Source organism: Agarivorans sp. JK6 (genome assembly GCF_045277145.1).
Classification (GTDB): Bacteria; Pseudomonadota; Gammaproteobacteria; order Enterobacterales; family Celerinatantimonadaceae; genus Agarivorans; species Agarivorans albus.
Map to the genome: position 1 here is coordinate 4359410 of NZ_CP113525.1, position 18035 is coordinate 4377444.

Sequence of the window (18035 nt, forward strand, 5' to 3'; positions counted from 1 at the left end):
AAGCCCGACTAAATAACAACTAGCCCTAGCGACCTACCTTAAATTGCACTACCATTAATAACAATTAACTCATTACAGGTAGAACATGGATCGTTCGTTTAGCACCAAGCTTAGCCTATGTATGCTTTTTTTTAGCTCGTATCCGCTATTAGCAAAAACACCACAACCGCCAGCATTGGTATTAGCTAGTGATTACCAACAGGGCTTAGACCTTCAAGACTACTGGGTATGTGAAAAATACGATGGCGTAAGAGCGTATTGGGACGGCAAGCAATTATTTAGTCGAGCCGGCCACGTGATTAACCTTCCCAGCGCCTTAAGTAAGCAACTACCAGAGGTTGCGGTAGATGGAGAGCTTTGGTTAGGCAGAGGTCAATTTAGTGATCTAGTCAGCCTAATCAAACAACAAGATGTGAATCTAAACAAATGGCAACAAGTTCAATTTGTGGTGTTTGATTTACCCAACTATCCTGGCCCTTATCAGCAGCGCTACCGTCATTTGCAAACCCTTAGCAGTGCAAGCGACTTTATGCGTGTGCCGGTTTATCGCGCCTACCCTGGGCGACCAAAACTAGAGCAGCAATTGGCTAAAATCAGTGCTGAGGGTGGCGAAGGATTAATGCTGCGCGACCCTAAATCTATGTACCTTCCAACACGCAGCAATGCGCTGATTAAATACAAAAGCTACCAAGATGCCGAGGCTAAAGTCATTGCGTATAGTGATGGTAAAGGCAAATACCGTGGTATGCTTGGAGCCTTGGTAGTTCAAGACCAACAGGGCCGGCAGTTTAAAATAGGCAGTGGTTTAAGCGATCAATTGCGCGCCGACCCTCCACCTATCGGCAGCTTGGTTGAGTATCGTTATAACGGGCTCACCGAACATGGCAAACCCCGCTTTGCTCGTTTTGTTAGGGTTCACCAAACCTTATAATTGAGGCTACTTCAGGTTTTTATTGAGTTCTACATCGACCAAGTAATCACCTTCTAGCCAGTTACGGCCAATCAGCAATTTGTAATGCATTTTGCTGCGATCGCGTAAATTAACATCTACGGTTTTTGCCTGCCCTTGCCAAGCAATCGCCAAGGCAACTTTGTAGCGAATTTCTAGACCTTGAGAATTACGCACCGCTGCAACATCAGTAATTAAGGCTTTACCTTGGTGCTTTTCGCCATGTTCGTTCTCGGTGGTAAACTGCAAATACTTACCAATGTTCTTGCGCATAAGTGGTCGCACTACCGACTTCTGCTCGGCCTCGCTGTAATCAGCAGGGTCAATGTTTTCACCGTCGATAACTCGCATATCTTCCGCATGCAAAGAAGTGCTAGCCGCTCCGGTATCAATTCGAGTTAAAAAGCTTAAGTTGGCTTCTACTACTTTTACATGCTCGGCGGCGCCTACTGTTTGCTTCTCGGCCATTGCGCTACTTACTACAGCAAGTACTAGCGTTACGGCTACTAGTAATTTCTTTAACACATTCCACCTCTTATATTGTCTCGAAAACAGCACACTAATGGGCTAATTGTGGCTGTTTAAAGTCGCATACCTTAGCATGATTCTTTATACTTTGCGGCAAGCTCAAGGATGAGGACTCAAATGAGACGACTCGCAGTTTTCTTACTAATCATCAGCTCTGGCCTGTGCCAAGCAAAAACCATCGATATACAAAGCTTTGTTTTTCCACCTTATATAATGCTCAATGCTCAAGGTAAGGCCGAAGGCATCATTGTAGAATTGATTCAACAAAGCTTTGAAAAACTAGATGTTGAAGCCAACTTTGAAATAAGCAATTGGGCCCGCGCGTTTGCGAAAGTAAAAAGCCACCAAAGCCAGGGCTTGATTCCCACTATGCGAACTCCCGACCGTGAAGCGTATTTTTATTATCCTGATACAGCATTTTTACTGCTAGACCAGCATTTAATTGCTCATAGCTCTTGGCAAGGAAATCAATTCTCTGGTGACTACGCCGAGCTAGATGACTACCGTATAGGAAAAGTTCGCAATGCCCGCATCTCACCAAGTTTTGATGATGCGCTAAGTCAGCAAGTATTCGACGTTGAGAAACACAACAGTGTAGAAGGGTTGGTGAAATCCTTATTGCGCGGACGACTAGACATGATTGCCACCGACAGTCGCCAAGCTCAGCTAGTAGCCATGCAGGAGGGCCAAGCAGACAGTATCAAGCTGATTAAACCTGCCTTGGGACAAGTACCGGTATACCTAGCCTTTAGCAAACAACAAGTAGACCTTGAGTTTGTTGAGCGCTTTAACCAACAACTTAAACGGCTACTTGAGCAAGGGGCACTAGAACAGCTAGAAGCAAAATATTTGCACTAGCCTAGTACCCGATCCCAGTCTTTCCATACCACTTGGTAGCCAGCTTGCTTTACCGCTTCGGCGACGACTTCTGGGCGGCGTTCGTCGCTAATTTCAAACTGTTCAAGCGCTTTGGTGCTATCGTCTGCATAACCACCAGGTTGAGTGCTCGAAAACGCACTCATGCTGGTAATGCCAAGTGGAATAGCATGATTACGGAAGTGCTCAGACTCACGGGTAGATAGCGACAGTTCAACATCAGGGTTAAACAAACGATAAGCACAAATAAGTTGTACTAATTGTTTGTCGGTCATCACTGACTTTGGCTGAAAGCCGCCTTCACAAGGGCGCAAACGTGGAAAAGAAATTGAAAACTTACTCCGCCAATATTTGCGCTCTAAATATTGCAAATGAGCAGCCACATAAAAACAGTCACTGCGCCATTCATCCAAACCAATTAGTGCGCCAATGCCCATTTTGCGAATACCGGCTTCCCCTAAACGCTCTGGAGTTGCAAGACGAAAATCGAAATCGCGTTTTTTCCCTTTGGGATGAACCTCGGCATAGCGGTGGCGATTATAGGTTTCTTGATAAACCATCACCGCGTCTAAGCCAAGGCTAATCAACTCCTCATACTCGTCTTGCTCAAGAGGCTGAACTTCCATAGAAACATGAGAAAAACGCGCCTTAATTCTTGGCAGAACTTCGCGAAAATAGTCCATACCCACTTTACGTTCCGACTCACCGGTAACCAATAGAATGTGGTCAAAGCCAAGCTGCTTAATGGCTTCTAGCTCAGCGTCTAACTGCGCCATATCTAAGGTGACGCGACGAATTTTGTTGCCCATGGAAAAGCCACAATAGTCACAAACATTGCTGCACATATTGCTGAGATATAAGGGGATATAGAATTGCTGAGTTTTGCCAAAGCGCTGCTGAGTTAAACGCATACTGCGCTGAGCCATAAGCTCAATATAAGTTTCAGCAGCCGGTGAAATAAGCGCCTGAAAGTCATCAAGGTCCAGCTTATCTTTGGCCAGCGCTCGCTCTACATCAGCAGCGGTTTTACTGTTTATTGCCATATGAACAGCGGTATTGTCGTAACGGGCTAATTGCTCAGCAAAACTCATGGGGTTCTCTAATTACAAAGTATCTAAAAATGCAGTAAGGGGACTCGATGCCTCGGCGTGACGCAGCTCTGCGCCCAAACCTGCCAAGTAAGCACTGCGCCCAGCCTCAACCGCTTGAGCAAAGGCTTTAGCCATTGCTACCGGATCTTTGGCCACAGCCATAGCAGTATTAACCAACACCGCATCTGCGCCTAACTCCATAGCCAGTGCAGCATCTGAAGGCGCCCCAATCCCCGCATCAACCACTACCGGCACATTGGCTTGTTCAATAATAATCTCTAAGAAATCGCGGCTACGCAGCCCCTTGTTGGTGCCAATAGGCGCGCCTAAGGGCATCACTGCGGCACAACCAACATCTTCAAGGCGTTTGCATAATACCGGGTCAGCATGTACGTAAGGCAACACCACAAAACCTTGCTCTACCAGCTTCTCTGCTGCGGCTAAGGTTTCGATAGGATCGGGCATTAAGTACTTAGGATCCGGATGAATTTCTAATTTGAGCCAATTAGTGCCTAGAGCTTCTCGGGCTAATTGTGCAGCAAATATCGCTTCTTCAGCGTTACGTGCCCCCGAGGTATTAGGCAATAGATTCACCCCAGCTTGAATAAGCGGAGCCAGAATATCGTCTTGCTGGTCTTGCGCATCGACACGTTTCATCGCCATAGTAACTAGCTGGCTACCGCTAGCTTGAATACTTTGGCTCATTAACTGTGGGGTCGCAAATTTGCCAGTGCCGGTAAACAAACGGCTGGTAAAACTCTTATCTGCAATCTTTAACACAAGGCTTCCTCTTATCCGCCAGCAATGGCGCGAAATACTCTTACTTTGGCTTGGTCTGCCAGCTTGGTGCTTGCCCATTCGCTGCGAGTCACAATGTTGCCATTAAGCACCACCGCAATGCCTTCGGGTGCTTGCTGGTGTAATGCTAATAGTTGCTCAATGTTGAGCGCAGCATCAAGCGACTGTGCTTGACCATTAAATTCAATATTAATCATGATGTTTGTTTATCTTTTCCACATACCGGACAGTTCGCATCGGCGTTCACTTTAAGGTGAAACCATTCAAGGCTATGTGCATCAAAACTGGAAAAACGACCGCGTTGAGCAGAAGGAATGCCCGCTATCAACTTAATCGTTTCTAAGGCTTGCAAGCTACCAATGGTGCCTACAACTGGGCCAAGAATACCGGCATTACTACAGTTGAGTTGCTGTTCACTGGCATTAGGAAATAGGCAGTGATAGCAGCCTTGTTCAGCCTGACGAAAATCAAACACCATTAACTGTCCATCAAAGGCAACCGCAGCTCCGCTAACTAGTGGCACTTTGGCCTTAACGCAAGCTTGATTTACCGCATAACGGGTAGCGATGTTGTCACTGCAATCAAGCACTACATCGGCTTGAGCCACTTCCATGGCCAGCAACATCTCATCCATTTTCCGGTTAACGGTTCGCACCTGAATGTTTGAGTTTAGAGCCTGCAAATGCTGCTTAGCCGCCACGACTTTAGGCTGTTTAATGTCGTCTTCTCGGTACAAGACTTGGCGCTGTAAATTAGAGCTATCTACTTCATCAAAATCTGCCAGCACTAACTTGCCAACACCAGCCGCAGCCAAATACAAAGCTGCAGGCGCGCCCAATCCGCCCATGCCAACCAGCAATACCTGCGCACTTTTTAACTTGAGCTGCCCCGCTTCACCAACATCCTTAAGTAACAGATGACGGCTATAACGAAGAACTTCTTGATCGCTTAAGGTTGATTGCTTGCTGGTTTGGCTCATAGTGCTTCCTAATGCTGACTGGCTATTTATTGGCTGACAATGGCTTCTAGTTCAGCAACTGCCGCAACCGGATCGGCTGCTTCGGTAATTGCCCGTACCACTGCCACACTGCCCACACCACATTGCCAAACTTGTTTCGCTCGAGGCAAGTCGATGCCTCCAATGGCTACCAAGGGGTAATCTTGCATCAACTGAGCATAACGGCTGAGTTTAGCTAAACCTTGCGGCTTAGATGGCATATCCTTGGTTGTAGTAGGGAAAATGTGCCCAAGTGCAATATAACTTGGTTGCAGCTGGCTAGCACGTAGCAATTCAAAATAACCATGGGTACTAATGCCCAAACGCAAACCTGCGGCAGCAATTTGTTGCAAGTCGGCCACTTCTAGATCTTCTTGGCCTAAATGCACACCATAAGCACCATGTTTAACCGCCAGCTGCCAGTAGTCATTAATAAACAAACGCGCTTGATGCTGATGCCCCAAATCAATGGCCCGTTTAACATCAGCTTCAACCTCAGCATCGGTTTTATCTTTAATTCGCAGCTGAATGGTTTTAATGCCCATATTTAATAAGCGCTCAATCCATTCAACACTATCTACAACAGGATAAACACCCAGCTTATTGGTGTCACAGCGCGCAAAAGGCACGGCCTCTGGCCAAGACTCGCTTAAACCAAGTTGCTTACCTAGCTCGGTTTGTGCCGACTCTACCCGAGGGAAGTTTACCCGCTCTGTAGGCCAACCAAGATGGGCTAGATTGCCACGTCCAGTAACTTGCTTTAAACCCTGATAAACATAGGCTTTAGCAATAACCAAAGCGTCTTCCATGAAAAAATCATGGGCTAAGGCAGAAGCTAAGGCAGAGGCTAAAGTACAGCCGGTACCATGGGTATGCGGTGCATCAATCAACTCGCTCGACAATACAATTTCACGCTGGCCGTCGGTGAAATAATCTAAAGCTATCTTGGGAGTTAATGCTAAGTGTCCACCTTTGGCCCACACCGCTTTAACGCCCTGCTTAAGCAAAGCCGCACAAGCTTGTTTTAGCTCGGCCACACTGTTTAGCGCCACGCCACTTAAGGTCGCTAGCTCTGAGGCATTAGGTGTTAGTACATCGGTTTGCGCCAAAAGTGCCGGTAAGGCTTGCATTAGATCGTCCAAGGCTAGGTTTGCCCCTGAACTGGCTACTAACACTGGGTCACACACCACCAACGGAGGCTCGGCCCAAGTTGCCTTATAAGTGGCGATTTTATCTGCCACAACACGCACTAACTCTGCACTGCCCAACATGCCAATCTTAATCACTTTGGCGGGGTTGGTGGCCGCAAGCGCATCTAGCTGCGCCGCTAACAATTCAGGTGAAGACGGCTGAATGGCCGTCACTCCCTTAATGTTTTGCGCAGTTATCGCTGTTACTGCGGTGGCGCACTCCACCTCAAGATCATGGGCAGTTAGCAAGTCAGCTTGCAAGCCTGCACCCGCGCAACTATCGCTACCTGCGATAGTCCAAATTTGCGGGCGCAAACCTTCAGCAGTTTCCAGCTTAAACTTCATCGCTGGTCTCGGCGCGCAGTGGCGAGTGGTAAATCTCGGCACCTTTGTTTCTAAATTCAGCAGATTTTTCTGCCATACCGTCGGCCACAAAACCTAAATCGGCCAATGGCTCGTCAATCATTTTAATTTCCAGCTCGTTGGCATAATCACGCACTTCTTGAGAGATTTTCATTGAGCAGAACTTAGGTCCACACATTGAACAAAAGTGAGCCACTTTAGCCGACTCTTGTGGTAAAGCTTCATCGTGATAGGCACGCGCAGTGTCTGGGTCTAAGGCTAGGTTGAATTGGTCTTCCCAGCGGAACTCGAAACGCGCTTTACTCATCGCATTATCTCGAATTTGCGCACCAGTATGACCTTTAGCTAAATCAGCCGCGTGAGCAGCGATCTTGTAAGCAATCATGCCTTGCTTCACGTCTTCTTTGTTAGGTAAACCTAAGTGTTCTTTAGGGGTTACGTAACACAACATGGCACAGCCAAACCAACCGATCATTGCAGCACCAATGCCCGATGAAAAGTGGTCGTAGCCAGGAGAGATATCGGTGATTAATGGACCAAGCGTGTAGAACGGTGCTTCATGACACTCTTCTAATTGCTTCTCCATGTTCTCTTTAATCATTTGCATTGGCACGTGGCCAGGGCCTTCGATAATCACTTGAACATCGTATTCCCAAGCCACTTTTGTTAGCTCACCTAAGGTTTCTAACTCAGCAAACTGGGCTTCATCGTTGGCGTCAGCAATCGAGCCAGGACGCATGCCATCACCTAGCGACAGTGATACATCGTAGGCGGCACAAATTTCACAAATCTCACGAAAACGCTCATACAAGAAGCTTTCTTTATGGTGGGCTAAACACCACTTAGCCATAATTGAACCGCCACGCGATACAATGCCAGTAACTCGCTTCGCGGTCATTGGTACGTAACGCAGCAATACACCTGCGTGAATCGTGAAGTAATCCACCCCTTGCTCGGCTTGCTCAATCAGCGTGTCGCGGAACACTTCCCAAGTAAGGTCTTCGGCAACGCCGTTTACTTTTTCTAAGGCTTGGTAGATAGGCACGGTACCGATTGGCACAGGAGAGTTACGAATCACCCATTCGCGGGTTTCGTGAATATAACGGCCAGTAGATAAATCCATTACCGTATCGGCGCCCCAACGGCTTGCCCATACTAGCTTTTCAACTTCTTCTTCAATCGAAGAGGTTACCGCTGAGTTACCAATGTTGGCATTCACTTTAACCAAGAAGTTACGACCAATAATCATTGGCTCGGCTTCGGCGTGGTTAATGTTAGAAGGAATAATCGCGCGGCCTCGTGCCACTTCATCACGAACAAACTCACCAGTGATGTGCTCTGGCAATGAGGCACCAAAGGAATGGCCTTTTTGTTGCTCGGCTAACAGCTCCTCACGGATTTTGTCGCGGCCCATGTTTTCACGAATAGCAATGTACTCCATCTCTGGGGTAACGATGCCTTGGCGAGCATAGTGCAGCTGGGTGACAGTTTTGCCTAGTTTAGCTTTGCGTGGCGTTGGTAGGTTTTCGAAACGAATATGATCAAGGCCTTCATCTGCCAAGCGCTGCTGCGAGAAGTTAGAGCTTAAACCAGCTAACTCTTCAGTATCACCACGCTCTTCAATCCAAGCTTTACGCAGTTGAGGCAAACCTTTGTGAACGTCTAACTCTGCGTTTTCGTCGGTGTAGATACCCGAAGTATCGTAAACGCGTACCGGCTCGTTAGGCTCAAAGGTAGGTTCTTCTTTGGTGCCGCCAACTAAACTGTCAGACAGATTAATTTGGCGCATGGCTACTTGGATATCGTCACGACTTCCCTGAATATAGATTTTTTCTGAATTTGGAAAAGGTTGGCCTTGCAGGTTATTAATGTATTGTTCTGCTGCAGCTCGAGTTTCGCGTCTTGACATGACTGGCCTCTAAATAAAAATTTAAGTAATGAGGCTTGTCGGATGTAGGAAAAGTAACCAAATATTAGACCAAGAGTGTATTTGTACACTAGTGGTAACAGAAGGAATTGGTTACTTATCTTGTTCCCTGCGCAGGCATTATCCTGATCAAGTTATACGGATCCCACACAACGTAGCTTAGCTAACCGTGGTCTCAGCCTTTCGGCACTCCGACAAGAGAGCCGAGTATAGGGCCGAAAAAGCCAAACCACAATAGTGATATTAAGAAAGCCAATGATGATATTCGCTATTTTACTTAAAACTAGACTAACAATTAGCTAACAGATTTAGATAGGCATTTGGCGCAAGCCAACAATGGGATTAGAAAAAACTTTGCGGAATATTAAGTACATCACCAGCAGAAACCCGGTCTTCAAGGCTCACTCGCTCGCGCTCATCGGGAGTCGCTCCTTCTGCTTGTATGGTAATTTTGCTTTTACCAGCACGCTCGGTAAAACCACCAGCAAGAGTAATAGCCCGATTTACCGTTAAGCCGGGTTGATAAGGATAGGCTCCCGGGCGAGCCACTTCACCATTAATAAAAAAGGGCCGGTATTCAACCATGGTTACTTGCACCATTGGGTCAACTAAATAGTCACCCTTTAAGCCATTTTGGATCTGTAACTGCAGCTCGGTGAGGGTAAGGCCACGTACTCTTATTTCACCTAAAAACGGGTAACGAATAAACCCGTCATCAGATAAACGGGTTTCCAAGCTAAGCTCTGGCTCACCGTATACACTCACTCTAAAGCTATCACCTGCCGCTAAACGGTAGTTGCTCACCGTTTCAGCATGCGAAGAAAAACACAGCACGCCGACTAGTAAAACTAGTCCTTTTTTAAGGCGCGCAATGTGTTTTCGCATAACTTAATCCTTGATCATAAACTCAGTCTCAACTTAAGACTGGTAACTTGCTTATCATAGGTAACGGCCTGAAGCGTAGAATCTTTATCTCTCCATAGCTGCCAAAGTGAAATTTCTAGCCAGCGGCGGAATTGATAGCTCACGCCTACCCGCCCTTCATAAATTTTATCTTGCCGTTCAACGCCCACATAATCGTTGTTGTCGTAACCAACCGTAAAGGTTGTAGCTAGGCGCTCTTGCCAGTAATGCTCCCAGTCTAGGGTGATGTTGGTATTGTCGATAACATCACCGCCTTGCTCTGGGGCTTTGGCTTGTCGACCACCTTCCACACTAAAAGTAGAGTAGGTGCGAGGCGACCAATCGGCAGCGAGCGACCAACTTAAATCGCTAAACTTTTCACGTTCACCTTCTTTAAAGTCACGCTGTTGCCAACCGATTTTGGCGCGACCTTTAGTTTTTCCGGTAATCGCCCAGTCCCCACCAACAAAGCCAAGTAAGTCGTTAAAGTCGCGACTTGGCGTATTTGGCTCGATGGTTTTATAGTCACTTTTTCCGGCTTTAAGTTCAGCCAATAAACGGGTGGCCGACGACACTCGATAAAAGAAGCGCGCGCTGCCGTCAAAAGCATTGCGATCGCGATACTGAGTAACTTCGCGAAAGTTTTGGTAATCCAGCTGGCGAGCATTGGCTTCTAGCTCGATCTGCGCGGTAGCGCTTCTGGCACCAAAGCCATATAAACCATGCAGCCAATGCAGGTTATATTGCACGGGTTCGTCAATCACGCCACCTACACCAGAGGAAATACCTTCACCACGTTGGTCGTGGTCGCGACGAAAATCGTAACGCAATTTAGCACGTTGGCGAGCGCTAAACTCCCATTCGCCATTTACCCGTAGGTGGTGGTCTAAAAAGTTATCTTCAGAGCTGTCGAAGTACTCGCCCCACACCAAGCGATATGCCGCATAATAAGTGCTTTTTTCTTGCTCAGAAATAGCAGCAATGGCTGGCGAGACAATGGTTCCCCAAGAAGAAATTTGATCCGTATTACTGTTTGTAAGGTTGCTGTCGTATAAACCTAATACTTCAATACTAGGTACAACACCTACTCCGTCTGCACTATACCACTTGGCAGGCTGCATGTTGGCCAAGCTAGGGCCTGCAATTGCTAGGGCTGGCAGCAAGATGATCCCTATCTTGCGCATCGATAATCCTCCAAAACGTCTGTAGCTACCTTAGCAAAGGCCAAGGACTAGGCTCAACGCTTTTTATCCACCTTGCGTAGATTAAATGTGAATATTGTGTTTCATTTGGCGATAAGGCTTTAGCGGCTGTTGAACTTTCTAGCTGATTTTCGCGGACAAAACTTAACCGCGAAAGATCGACAGCCCCTAGTATTGAAACTGCAAACCAAGGCTAAACAACAAGGCGATGAAAAAACTTAGCTTGGCGGTGAGCTGCAATTGCTTATCCAATAACTGATGCTGGCGCGCCAGCATCACAGTTTTGGTTACCTTCATTAAGACTAAAGCAGGCAATAAACACAGCCAAGCAAAATTAGCGCTACTTTGCCAAACAATAAAGCTGGCAAATAGTAATAAAGCCAGCGCCACCAATACCAAGTGGTAACGACGGGCATTACGCTCGCCTAAGCGCACCGCCAAGGTGAGCTTCCCAGCAGCTTTATCAGGCGAAAAGTCTCGCAAATTATTAATGTTGAGCACTGCTGTAGCTAGCAAACCATTAGCTGCTGCTATCATCATGACTGACCAACTCAGGCTTTGGGTATGCAAGTAGTAAGAGCCCATTACGCCCAGCAAACCAAAGAACAAAAACACGCTAATATCACCAAAACCACGATAACCGTAAGGTCGAGAGCCCATGGTGTAGGCCATAGCCGCAACAATCGACAGCCCACCCAAGGCGATAAACCCTAACCAAGCCTGCGGATTACTGCCCAAACTTACCGCCAGTAGTGCAATACCGCTTAACACTGCCAGCAGGGCAACCAGCGTAATCGCCCGAAACATTTGCTGTTTAGTCAACAACCCGGCTTGGATCGCACGAGCGGGGCCCACTCGAGTATCATCATCAACACCACTTACCGCATCGCCATAATCATTGGCTAAATTGGAAAGAATTTGCAGCAATAGGGCCGTTAGCAAAGCCAGCAGCAACACTGGCCAAGCAAAGATTCCCTCAGAATAGGCTAGCGCAGAACCTAAAATGATCGACGCGCTTGCTAAAGGCAAGGTGCGTAAACGCGCCGCATGAAGCCATGATTTCAAAGTAATATTCAACATTAAGATAAGAACTTAGCGCCTATTATTGCTCAGCATCAAGGCTGAGCCAAATCTGACTATAAACTTGTAACAAAAACAGCTACATTGAAACGGTGTAATAGAGCAGGAATAGTTAAGGTGAGACTCACTGCTAGCCAGTTTCAAAATGCCATAAACCAGCTTAGGCTATTGCCGCAGCAGGGTTTTCAGCAGGTTTGTATAAAACTGCCAAAGCTCGATCTTCTCGCCTGGCTTAATCAGCAGCAACACACCACCCGCGGTTACTGGAAAAACAAACGCCAGCAACAAGTTGCCTTTGTGGGTGCGGCTAAATCGGTGCTCGACTTAGAACAGCTGCAATCGGTGTGTGATCAATTAGACCCACGCAATAACCAACTGCGCTTTTATGGCGGCATTGCCTTTGCTCGCCAAAGTGCTCTTTGGTCAAGCTTCCCACATCGTCGCTTTATTCTGCCGCGCTTTGAAATTCGTTGTGACGGCGAATATACCCGTTTGTTCATCAATGCTAATTTTGAACATCAACCAGAGCTAGAATATCAGCGCATTGAAAAGGCCTTTGCTGCCTTAAAACCAATACAAGCCCTGCAACACACGCCACTTAAAGCCTTGTCTCGCCAAGACCAACCCAGTCGCGAACAATGGCAGCACTTGGTTAAGCAAGTAACCAGCGAAGATTTTCAACAACACACCGCCAAAGTTGTGTTGTCTCGGCAAACCAATTTGCAACTAAATGCCGAAATAAACGCTTTTTCTTTGCTACAACAATGGCAACAAAAAGAACGTAACTGCTACAGCTTTTTATTTCAGTTTGATGGGGTAACTAGCTTTTTAGGCTGCAGTCCTGAGCGTTTGTATTCTCGTGAAGGCAGCCAATTGGTCAGTGAAGCATTGGCCGGCACTGCGCCACGTGGAGAAACCAGCGAGCGAGATACTCAGCTAGGCGAACAGCTACTAGAAGACGCCAAAAATAAGTTAGAAAACCAACTGGTAGTGGACGACTTAACCCGCCGCTTAAAAGAGCTAAGCCTGCATGTGCGCACCTTAGATAATCTAGAATTGCTAAAGCTAGATAGAGTGCAGCACTTAAAACGGCGGATTCAGGCCCGTATTAGCCCTGCCTTAGATGACCGCTCGTTATTGCAAGCCTTGCACCCCACCCCTGCAGTAGGCGGCTTGCCACGTTCTTCTGCAGTGCAATATATTCTTAAAAACGAAGGCTATGCCCGTGGCTGGTATGCTGGTGCTGTTGGCTGGTTAAGCGGCGCACAAAGCGAGTTTTCGGTGGCCATTCGTAGCGCCTTAGTTACCCCACAACATTTAAGTACCTTTGCCGGTGCAGGGATCGTGGCAGGCTCACAAGCCGAGCAAGAATGGCAAGAACTTAACCACAAAATCGCCACGGTATTGCAGTTGGTAGATAAGGACCTACTCCTTGATTAAAAACATTAATATTGCCTGGGCTGAGTGCTTAATTGAAGATTGCATTCGCCACGGCATTGAGCACTTTTGTATCGCCCCCGGCTCTCGCTCTACGCCATTAACTTTAGCGGTGGCTAAACACCCTAAAGCCACTAGCTATTGCCACTTTGACGAACGCGGTTTGGGCTTTTTTGCTTTAGGTTTAAGCAAGGCTCGCCAGCAAACTGTAGCCATTATCACCACTTCGGGCAGTGCGGTTGCTAATCTTTACCCGGCGGTGGTTGAGGCAAAGCAGGCGAGCATTCCATTGTTAGTGCTTAGCGCCGACCGACCAAAGGAACTTGTGGCTGTTGGTGCTAATCAAGCCATCGAACAGCAGGGGATGTTTGCCAACTACCCGGTATATAGCGGCCAACTAGCCGAACCCAGTGTTGATACTTCACTAGCCAATATGCTCAGCGAACTGGGTCATGCCTTAGCGCTGCAGCAACAAACGCCTGGCCCAGTGCATTTAAATTGCCCTTACCGTGAACCCTTTTATCCTGAGCAAGCTAAACAAGATTTAACTGCGCTTTATAAGCAACTTGAAGCTTGGATAAACAGCGGCTCGCCCTATTACCAACAACACCCTAATAGCTCCCAGCCCGTCGTTAGTCAGCAGTGGCCAGAGCTACTCGAAAAGTCCAAAGCATTGGTAATAATAGGTCAGCAAACAGCCGAGCAAAGCCAAGCCATTATCGCTTGGGCGCAGCAAGCAGGCTGGCCAGTGGTAGTCGATTGCCAAAGCCATTGGCAAACAGCTCAAGAAGGTGCAGGGCTGATTCAACACGCTGAGCTATTACTCGCCAACTCGCGATTTGCCGAACAAGTACAAGCTGAACTGATAATTCAGTTTGGCGGTAAGCTGGTGTCGAAACCCCTCAACCAATGGCTGGCCAAGAGCTCAGCAAAGTACTATTTAATTGATCAATCAGCGCAGCGGGTAAACCCCGGCCAAAATATCCAGCAGCGCTGGCAATGCACTGCCCAAGCTTGGCTAAACGCTCATCCAGTTAAGACAAGCACCAGTAGCCAGCAGTATTTAGAGCGATGGACCCAAGCTCAACAAGCCATTAGCGAGGAGGTTAATGCTGCCTTACTCGATTACTCTGAGCTGGCAATATGCGCACAGATTTCGGCACAGCAAAGACCACAATCAGCCTTGTTTATGGGCAATAGCATGGTCGTGCGTTTGTTTGAACTACTTGGCCAGCCCTGCCAAGCGGAGCATTACTTTGCCAACCGAGGAGCGTCGGGCATTGATGGTTTATTAGCCACCAGCGTGGGAGTTGCCGAAGGTCTGCAACAAACATGTACTTTGGTGATTGGCGATACCTCGTTATTGCATGACTTAAACTCCTTAAGCCTTGCCGCTAATAGCCAGCAAAATCTGGTGATAGTGCTGTTTAACAATAACGGCGGTGAAATATTTAATCTGCTACCAGCACTATCACCTGGCCCGCAAGAGCAACAGCTAAGCAAGCAGTATTACCAGTTGCCTCATCAGGCCGACTTTGCCGCCGCAGCAGCCACCTTCAATTTAGCTTATCAACAGGTGGTAAATTTCGAACAATTCGACCATGCTTTTGAGCGTGCACAGCAACAAGCCGGAGCCAGCTTGATTGAAGTCTGCTTTACTCCAGGTGATGCCAGTGCGCGTTATCAATCTTTAATTAGTCAGGTAGCCAGTCACGATGCACTTTAGTGTTTATGGACAAAACCAACATCCCTGTTTAGTTTTTTTGCATGGATTTCTAGGTAGCGGTAGTGACTGGCAAACGCAAATTGCGGCGCTTAGCCAGCACTACTATTGTGTAACCGTAGACATTGCCGGCCACGGCATGAGCGCCCAGCAGCGGCTCAAACCACGCAATGCCTTTAAAGATTTTAGCCATCAACTCACCGCATGCTTAAAGCGCCTTAAAATCGCCCATTACCATTTAGTGGGTTACAGCCTAGGTGGACGCTTAGCGCTGCAACACGCTTTACTCGCCCCCAAAGGTATTGAACGATTAGTTATCGAATCTGCCAATACTGGTTTAAGTGATGAAGATGCACGCCAACAACGTTTAGTGCACGACAACCGTTGGGCAGACCGCTGGTTAACTGAGCCTCTGGATACGCTAATCAACGAATGGTACCAACAAGCAGTATTTGCCAACCTAACTAGCCAGCAGCGGCAGCAGCTTATCCAACGCCGCCAACTTCAAGACCGACAAGGCATTGCCGCAACGTTGCGTGCAACCAGCTTGGGTTTGCAACAAGATCTGAGTCGGCAACTTGGTCAGTTAAAAATGCCGCTAGATTTTATTGGTGGAAGCCTAGACAATAAATACCAAGCACTAGCCAAACAGCTACAACAAGATTACCCGCGCCTTAAATGTCACCTCATTGAAGGCGCTGGGCACAATTGCCATTTTGAACAACCGACACTGTTTCTCGAACAACTGTCCAGTGTCCTAAATAATGATAGAGAAGAGAATGACCCAAATTGATAGCTCAGGAGTAACTTGGCAGGATGCCGACAATGGATACGAAGATATTCGCTACCATAAGTCCGCCTGCGGCATCGCCAAGATCACCATTAACCGCCCGCAAGTTCGCAACGCATTTCGTCCTTTAACGGTTCAAGAAATGATGCATGCCTTAAACGACGCCCGCATCGACCCAGAAGTGGGTGTGATTATTCTTACTGGCGAAGGAGAACTGGCTTTTTGTTCTGGCGGCGACCAATCAGTACGTGGTGATTACGGCGGCTATAAAGATGACCAAGGGACCCATCACCTAAATGTATTAGATTTTCAACGCCAAATTCGTACCTGCCCTAAACCTGTAGTAGCCATGGTAGCCGGTTACGCTGTAGGTGGTGGCCATGTATTACACATGATGTGTGACTTAACCATTGCCGCCGACAACGCCAAATTTGGCCAAACTGGTCCTAAAGTAGGCTCTTTTGATGGTGGCTGGGGAGCCAGTTACATGGCGCGCATAGTTGGCCAGAAGAAAGCGCGCGAGATTTGGTTTTTATGCCGTATGTATGATGCAAAAGAAGCGCTTGATATGGGCTTAGTGAACACCGTAGTGCCTTATGCAGAGCTAGAAAAAGAAACCGTGCAGTGGTGTCGTGAGATGTTGCAAAACAGCCCTATGGCCCTGCGCTGTTTAAAAGCGGCACTCAATGCTGATTGTGATGGCCAAGCAGGCTTACAAGAACTCGCGGGCAACGCCACCATGTTGTTCTACATGACAGAAGAAGGCCAAGAAGGTCGTAACGCCTTTAACGAAAAACGCCCGCCTGAGTTTAGTAAATTTAAACGTAATCCATAACGGCAATGGTGAAGGGCAGAATCCTCGTATGCTTTAGCGAGTTTTCTGTCCCTCTCTTAATTTAACCTAGTCCACTCGCACCACTCAAATAGCTCACTTGCACCACTCAACCAGCTTAAAAACACCCACTAAAGCATAATAATAAATCGCATATTTGCTATTGCGGCCATTCCGTACAAAGTGATAAATTTGCAGAGTGATGAGTGCTTCATCACTTCTAGTATTTGAGAGGTCTCAGCATGCTCTGTAACTGGCAAAGTGCTACCTTAAGTCGCTATACCCAAGCATTTGTTGAACCCATACAGCTTGGTTCTCTAAAACATAAGCAACGCCAAGGTCTTTACCTCGAAATTCGCTTTCGTGATGGCCGCTTGGGACGCGGAGAAATAGCCCCTCTGCCTGGTTTTAGCGAAGAAACATTAGCGCAAGCAGAGCAGCAAATTACCGACTACTTACAAGGGCATGTTCAGCGTAAGTTGTATCCAAGTGTTGCCTTTGGTATCGACTGCGCGATGGCAGGGTTACCACCAACTACTCCCATTGTTTCTGGCTACCCACTACTTAACGGTGACTTCGCTCACTGCCAACAAGTACTGGACTCTCAATCTGGTAATCTAGCCAAGCTAAAAGTGGCTCGCCAATCCCCCAAACAAGATCTCGAACTGATTCAGCAACTACAGCACAGCTATCCTGATTTACAGCTACGTTTGGATGCGAACCGCGGCTGGATATGGAACCAAGCGATTTTTGTTTTAGAGAATATCGATCTTAGCCGCATCGACTATATTGAAGAACCGCTAATGAATAGCCAACAATGTGAGTTGTTAGCCCAACGTACAGGCGTAGGCATTGGCTTAGATGAAACCTTACAAGACAGTAGCTACCGCTATCATTACTTCGAAGGTTTGCGCTGCTTAGTCATTAAACCTAGTTTATTAGGCCCTTGGCGAACCTGTGCCAGCATTATCGACCAAGCACAAGCTAACCAAGTAAGTTGTGTGCTTAGCTCAGCTTACGAAAGCGAATTTGGTTTACAGTGGATCAACGCCATGGCCAAACAATATACTCCAGAGCAAGCACCGGGTTTAGATACGCTAAAGGCATTTAGTGAGCAAGCGACTCAAATTGAGTTAATCGGCGAGTTTCAACATCACAGCTAATGTGAGCTTTTACCTGCGTTTTAAGTGAAACTAAAGCTTTCACTTAAATTTCTTTGTGAAAAATGACAATATCTTTATTTTCAGCAGCTTATTATAAAAATTTCAAACTTTCTTCCTCCGCCCTTTTATTAATTTTATTATCAAATTAATAAAATATAAGTAAAAGTGTGACTCAACTATAGTGCC

At 47.1% G+C, this 18035-nt stretch carries 17 protein-coding genes and 1 riboswitch; of the genes, 7 read left to right on the forward strand and 10 right to left on the reverse strand.

Annotated elements, in window-relative coordinates; all coding sequences use genetic code 11:
• Nucleotides 1-85 precede the first annotated feature (85 nt).
• Nucleotides 86-931, forward strand: a complete 846-nt coding sequence (locus tag OV592_RS20040; protein ID WP_406609783.1) for a DNA ligase — start codon at nt 86-88, stop codon at nt 929-931.
• Nucleotides 932-937: 6 nt separating this feature from the next.
• On the opposite strand, the gene OV592_RS20045 is transcribed toward OV592_RS20040, so the two are convergent.
• Nucleotides 938-1474, reverse strand: a complete 537-nt coding sequence (locus OV592_RS20045) for a RimK/LysX family protein (RefSeq protein ID WP_406609784.1) — start codon at nt 1472-1474, stop codon at nt 938-940.
• A gap of 120 nt (nt 1475-1594) precedes the next feature.
• Here OV592_RS20045 and OV592_RS20050 point away from each other — a divergent pair, with 120 nt between their 5' ends.
• Nucleotides 1595-2335 carry a substrate-binding periplasmic protein gene (locus OV592_RS20050; RefSeq protein ID WP_406609785.1) on the forward strand — a complete coding sequence of 247 codons (741 nt, stop codon included), beginning with the start codon at nt 1595-1597 and terminating at the stop codon, nt 2333-2335.
• Here the strand turns inward: OV592_RS20050 and thiH are convergent.
• The 9 genes from thiH to OV592_RS20095 form a co-directional block, all read right to left on the reverse strand.
• Nucleotides 2332-3444, reverse strand: coding sequence for a 2-iminoacetate synthase ThiH (gene thiH, locus OV592_RS20055; protein WP_406609786.1), 1113 nt, complete (start codon nt 3442-3444; stop codon nt 2332-2334). The genes OV592_RS20050 and thiH overlap by 4 nt on opposite strands.
• 12 nt (nt 3445-3456) lie before the next feature.
• Nucleotides 3457-4224 carry a thiazole synthase gene (locus OV592_RS20060; RefSeq protein ID WP_220719979.1) on the reverse strand — a complete coding sequence of 256 codons (768 nt, stop codon included), beginning with the start codon at nt 4222-4224 and terminating at the stop codon, nt 3457-3459.
• An 11-nt stretch (nt 4225-4235) separates the two neighbouring features.
• On the reverse strand, nt 4236-4439 hold the full coding sequence (thiS, locus tag OV592_RS20065) for a sulfur carrier protein ThiS (protein ID WP_406609787.1): 204 nt from the start codon (nt 4437-4439) through the stop codon (nt 4236-4238).
• Nucleotides 4436-5221 (reverse strand): HesA/MoeB/ThiF family protein, encoded by a 786-nt coding sequence (locus OV592_RS20070; RefSeq protein WP_406609788.1) that lies wholly within the window; start codon nt 5219-5221, stop codon nt 4436-4438. Before OV592_RS20070 ends, thiS begins: the two co-directional genes overlap by 4 nt.
• 26 nt (nt 5222-5247) lie before the next feature.
• Nucleotides 5248-6774, reverse strand: a complete 1527-nt coding sequence (thiE, locus tag OV592_RS20075) for a thiamine phosphate synthase (RefSeq protein ID WP_406609789.1) — start codon at nt 6772-6774, stop codon at nt 5248-5250.
• On the reverse strand, nt 6764-8701 hold the full coding sequence (gene thiC, locus OV592_RS20080; protein ID WP_152783047.1) for a phosphomethylpyrimidine synthase ThiC: 1938 nt from the start codon (nt 8699-8701) through the stop codon (nt 6764-6766). Before thiC ends, thiE begins: the two co-directional genes overlap by 11 nt.
• A 107-nt stretch (nt 8702-8808) precedes the next feature.
• Nucleotides 8809-8923: riboswitch (TPP riboswitch) on the reverse strand.
• 138 nt (nt 8924-9061) lie between these two features.
• Nucleotides 9062-9604 (reverse strand): polysaccharide biosynthesis/export family protein, encoded by a 543-nt coding sequence (locus OV592_RS20085; protein ID WP_152783045.1) that lies wholly within the window; start codon nt 9602-9604, stop codon nt 9062-9064.
• Nucleotides 9605-9618: 14 nt separating this feature from the next.
• Nucleotides 9619-10806 (reverse strand): outer membrane beta-barrel protein, encoded by a 1188-nt coding sequence (locus OV592_RS20090; protein WP_338622481.1) that lies wholly within the window; start codon nt 10804-10806, stop codon nt 9619-9621.
• Nucleotides 10807-10992: 186 nt separating this feature from the next.
• Nucleotides 10993-11889 carry a 1,4-dihydroxy-2-naphthoate polyprenyltransferase gene (locus OV592_RS20095; protein WP_406609790.1) on the reverse strand — a complete coding sequence of 299 codons (897 nt, stop codon included), beginning with the start codon at nt 11887-11889 and terminating at the stop codon, nt 10993-10995.
• 132 nt (nt 11890-12021) lie between these two features.
• Here OV592_RS20095 and OV592_RS20100 point away from each other — a divergent pair, with 132 nt between their 5' ends.
• The 5 genes from OV592_RS20100 (at nt 12022) to menC (ending at nt 17849) form a co-directional block, all read left to right on the forward strand.
• Nucleotides 12022-13344, forward strand: coding sequence for an isochorismate synthase MenF (locus OV592_RS20100; protein ID WP_406609791.1), 1323 nt, complete (start codon nt 12022-12024; stop codon nt 13342-13344).
• Nucleotides 13337-15067 (forward strand): 2-succinyl-5-enolpyruvyl-6-hydroxy-3-cyclohexene-1-carboxylic-acid synthase, encoded by a 1731-nt coding sequence (menD, locus tag OV592_RS20105; protein WP_406609792.1) that lies wholly within the window; start codon nt 13337-13339, stop codon nt 15065-15067. Before OV592_RS20100 ends, menD begins: the two co-directional genes overlap by 8 nt.
• Nucleotides 15057-15857: a 2-succinyl-6-hydroxy-2,4-cyclohexadiene-1-carboxylate synthase gene (gene menH / locus OV592_RS20110; protein WP_406609793.1), complete on the forward strand. Its 801-nt coding sequence runs from the start codon at nt 15057-15059 to the stop codon at nt 15855-15857. The genes menD and menH overlap by 11 nt, the downstream gene beginning before the upstream one ends.
• On the forward strand, nt 15844-16689 hold the full coding sequence (gene menB, locus OV592_RS20115) for a 1,4-dihydroxy-2-naphthoyl-CoA synthase (RefSeq protein ID WP_406609794.1): 846 nt from the start codon (nt 15844-15846) through the stop codon (nt 16687-16689). The genes menH and menB overlap by 14 nt, the downstream gene beginning before the upstream one ends.
• Before the next feature lie 239 nt (nt 16690-16928).
• On the forward strand, nt 16929-17849 hold the full coding sequence (gene menC / locus OV592_RS20120; protein ID WP_406609795.1) for an o-succinylbenzoate synthase: 921 nt from the start codon (nt 16929-16931) through the stop codon (nt 17847-17849).
• Nucleotides 17850-18035: the final 186 nt, after the last annotated feature.

What these genes read in the sequence shown, in the direction of transcription:
- OV592_RS20085 (WP_152783045.1), bottom strand. Translation starts at nt 9,604, where the DNA reads ATGCGAAAACACATTGCGCGCCTTAAAAAAGGACTAGTTTTACTAGTC.
- thiE (WP_406609789.1), bottom strand. Translation starts at nt 6,774, where the DNA reads ATGAAGTTTAAGCTGGAAACTGCTGAAGGTTTGCGCCCGCAAATTTGG.
- menB (WP_406609794.1), top strand. Translation starts at nt 15,844, where the DNA reads ATGACCCAAATTGATAGCTCAGGAGTAACTTGGCAGGATGCCGACAAT.
- menH (WP_406609793.1), top strand. Translation starts at nt 15,057, where the DNA reads ATGCACTTTAGTGTTTATGGACAAAACCAACATCCCTGTTTAGTTTTT.
- OV592_RS20050 (WP_406609785.1), top strand. Translation starts at nt 1,595, where the DNA reads ATGAGACGACTCGCAGTTTTCTTACTAATCATCAGCTCTGGCCTGTGC.
- thiS (WP_406609787.1), bottom strand. Translation starts at nt 4,439, where the DNA reads ATGATTAATATTGAATTTAATGGTCAAGCACAGTCGCTTGATGCTGCG.
- menC (WP_406609795.1), top strand. Translation starts at nt 16,929, where the DNA reads ATGCTCTGTAACTGGCAAAGTGCTACCTTAAGTCGCTATACCCAAGCA.
- thiH (WP_406609786.1), bottom strand. Translation starts at nt 3,444, where the DNA reads ATGAGTTTTGCTGAGCAATTAGCCCGTTACGACAATACCGCTGTTCAT.
- thiC (WP_152783047.1), bottom strand. Translation starts at nt 8,701, where the DNA reads ATGTCAAGACGCGAAACTCGAGCTGCAGCAGAACAATACATTAATAAC.
- OV592_RS20040 (WP_406609783.1), top strand. Translation starts at nt 86, where the DNA reads ATGGATCGTTCGTTTAGCACCAAGCTTAGCCTATGTATGCTTTTTTTT.
- OV592_RS20090 (WP_338622481.1), bottom strand. Translation starts at nt 10,806, where the DNA reads ATGCGCAAGATAGGGATCATCTTGCTGCCAGCCCTAGCAATTGCAGGC.
- OV592_RS20070 (WP_406609788.1), bottom strand. Translation starts at nt 5,221, where the DNA reads ATGAGCCAAACCAGCAAGCAATCAACCTTAAGCGATCAAGAAGTTCTT.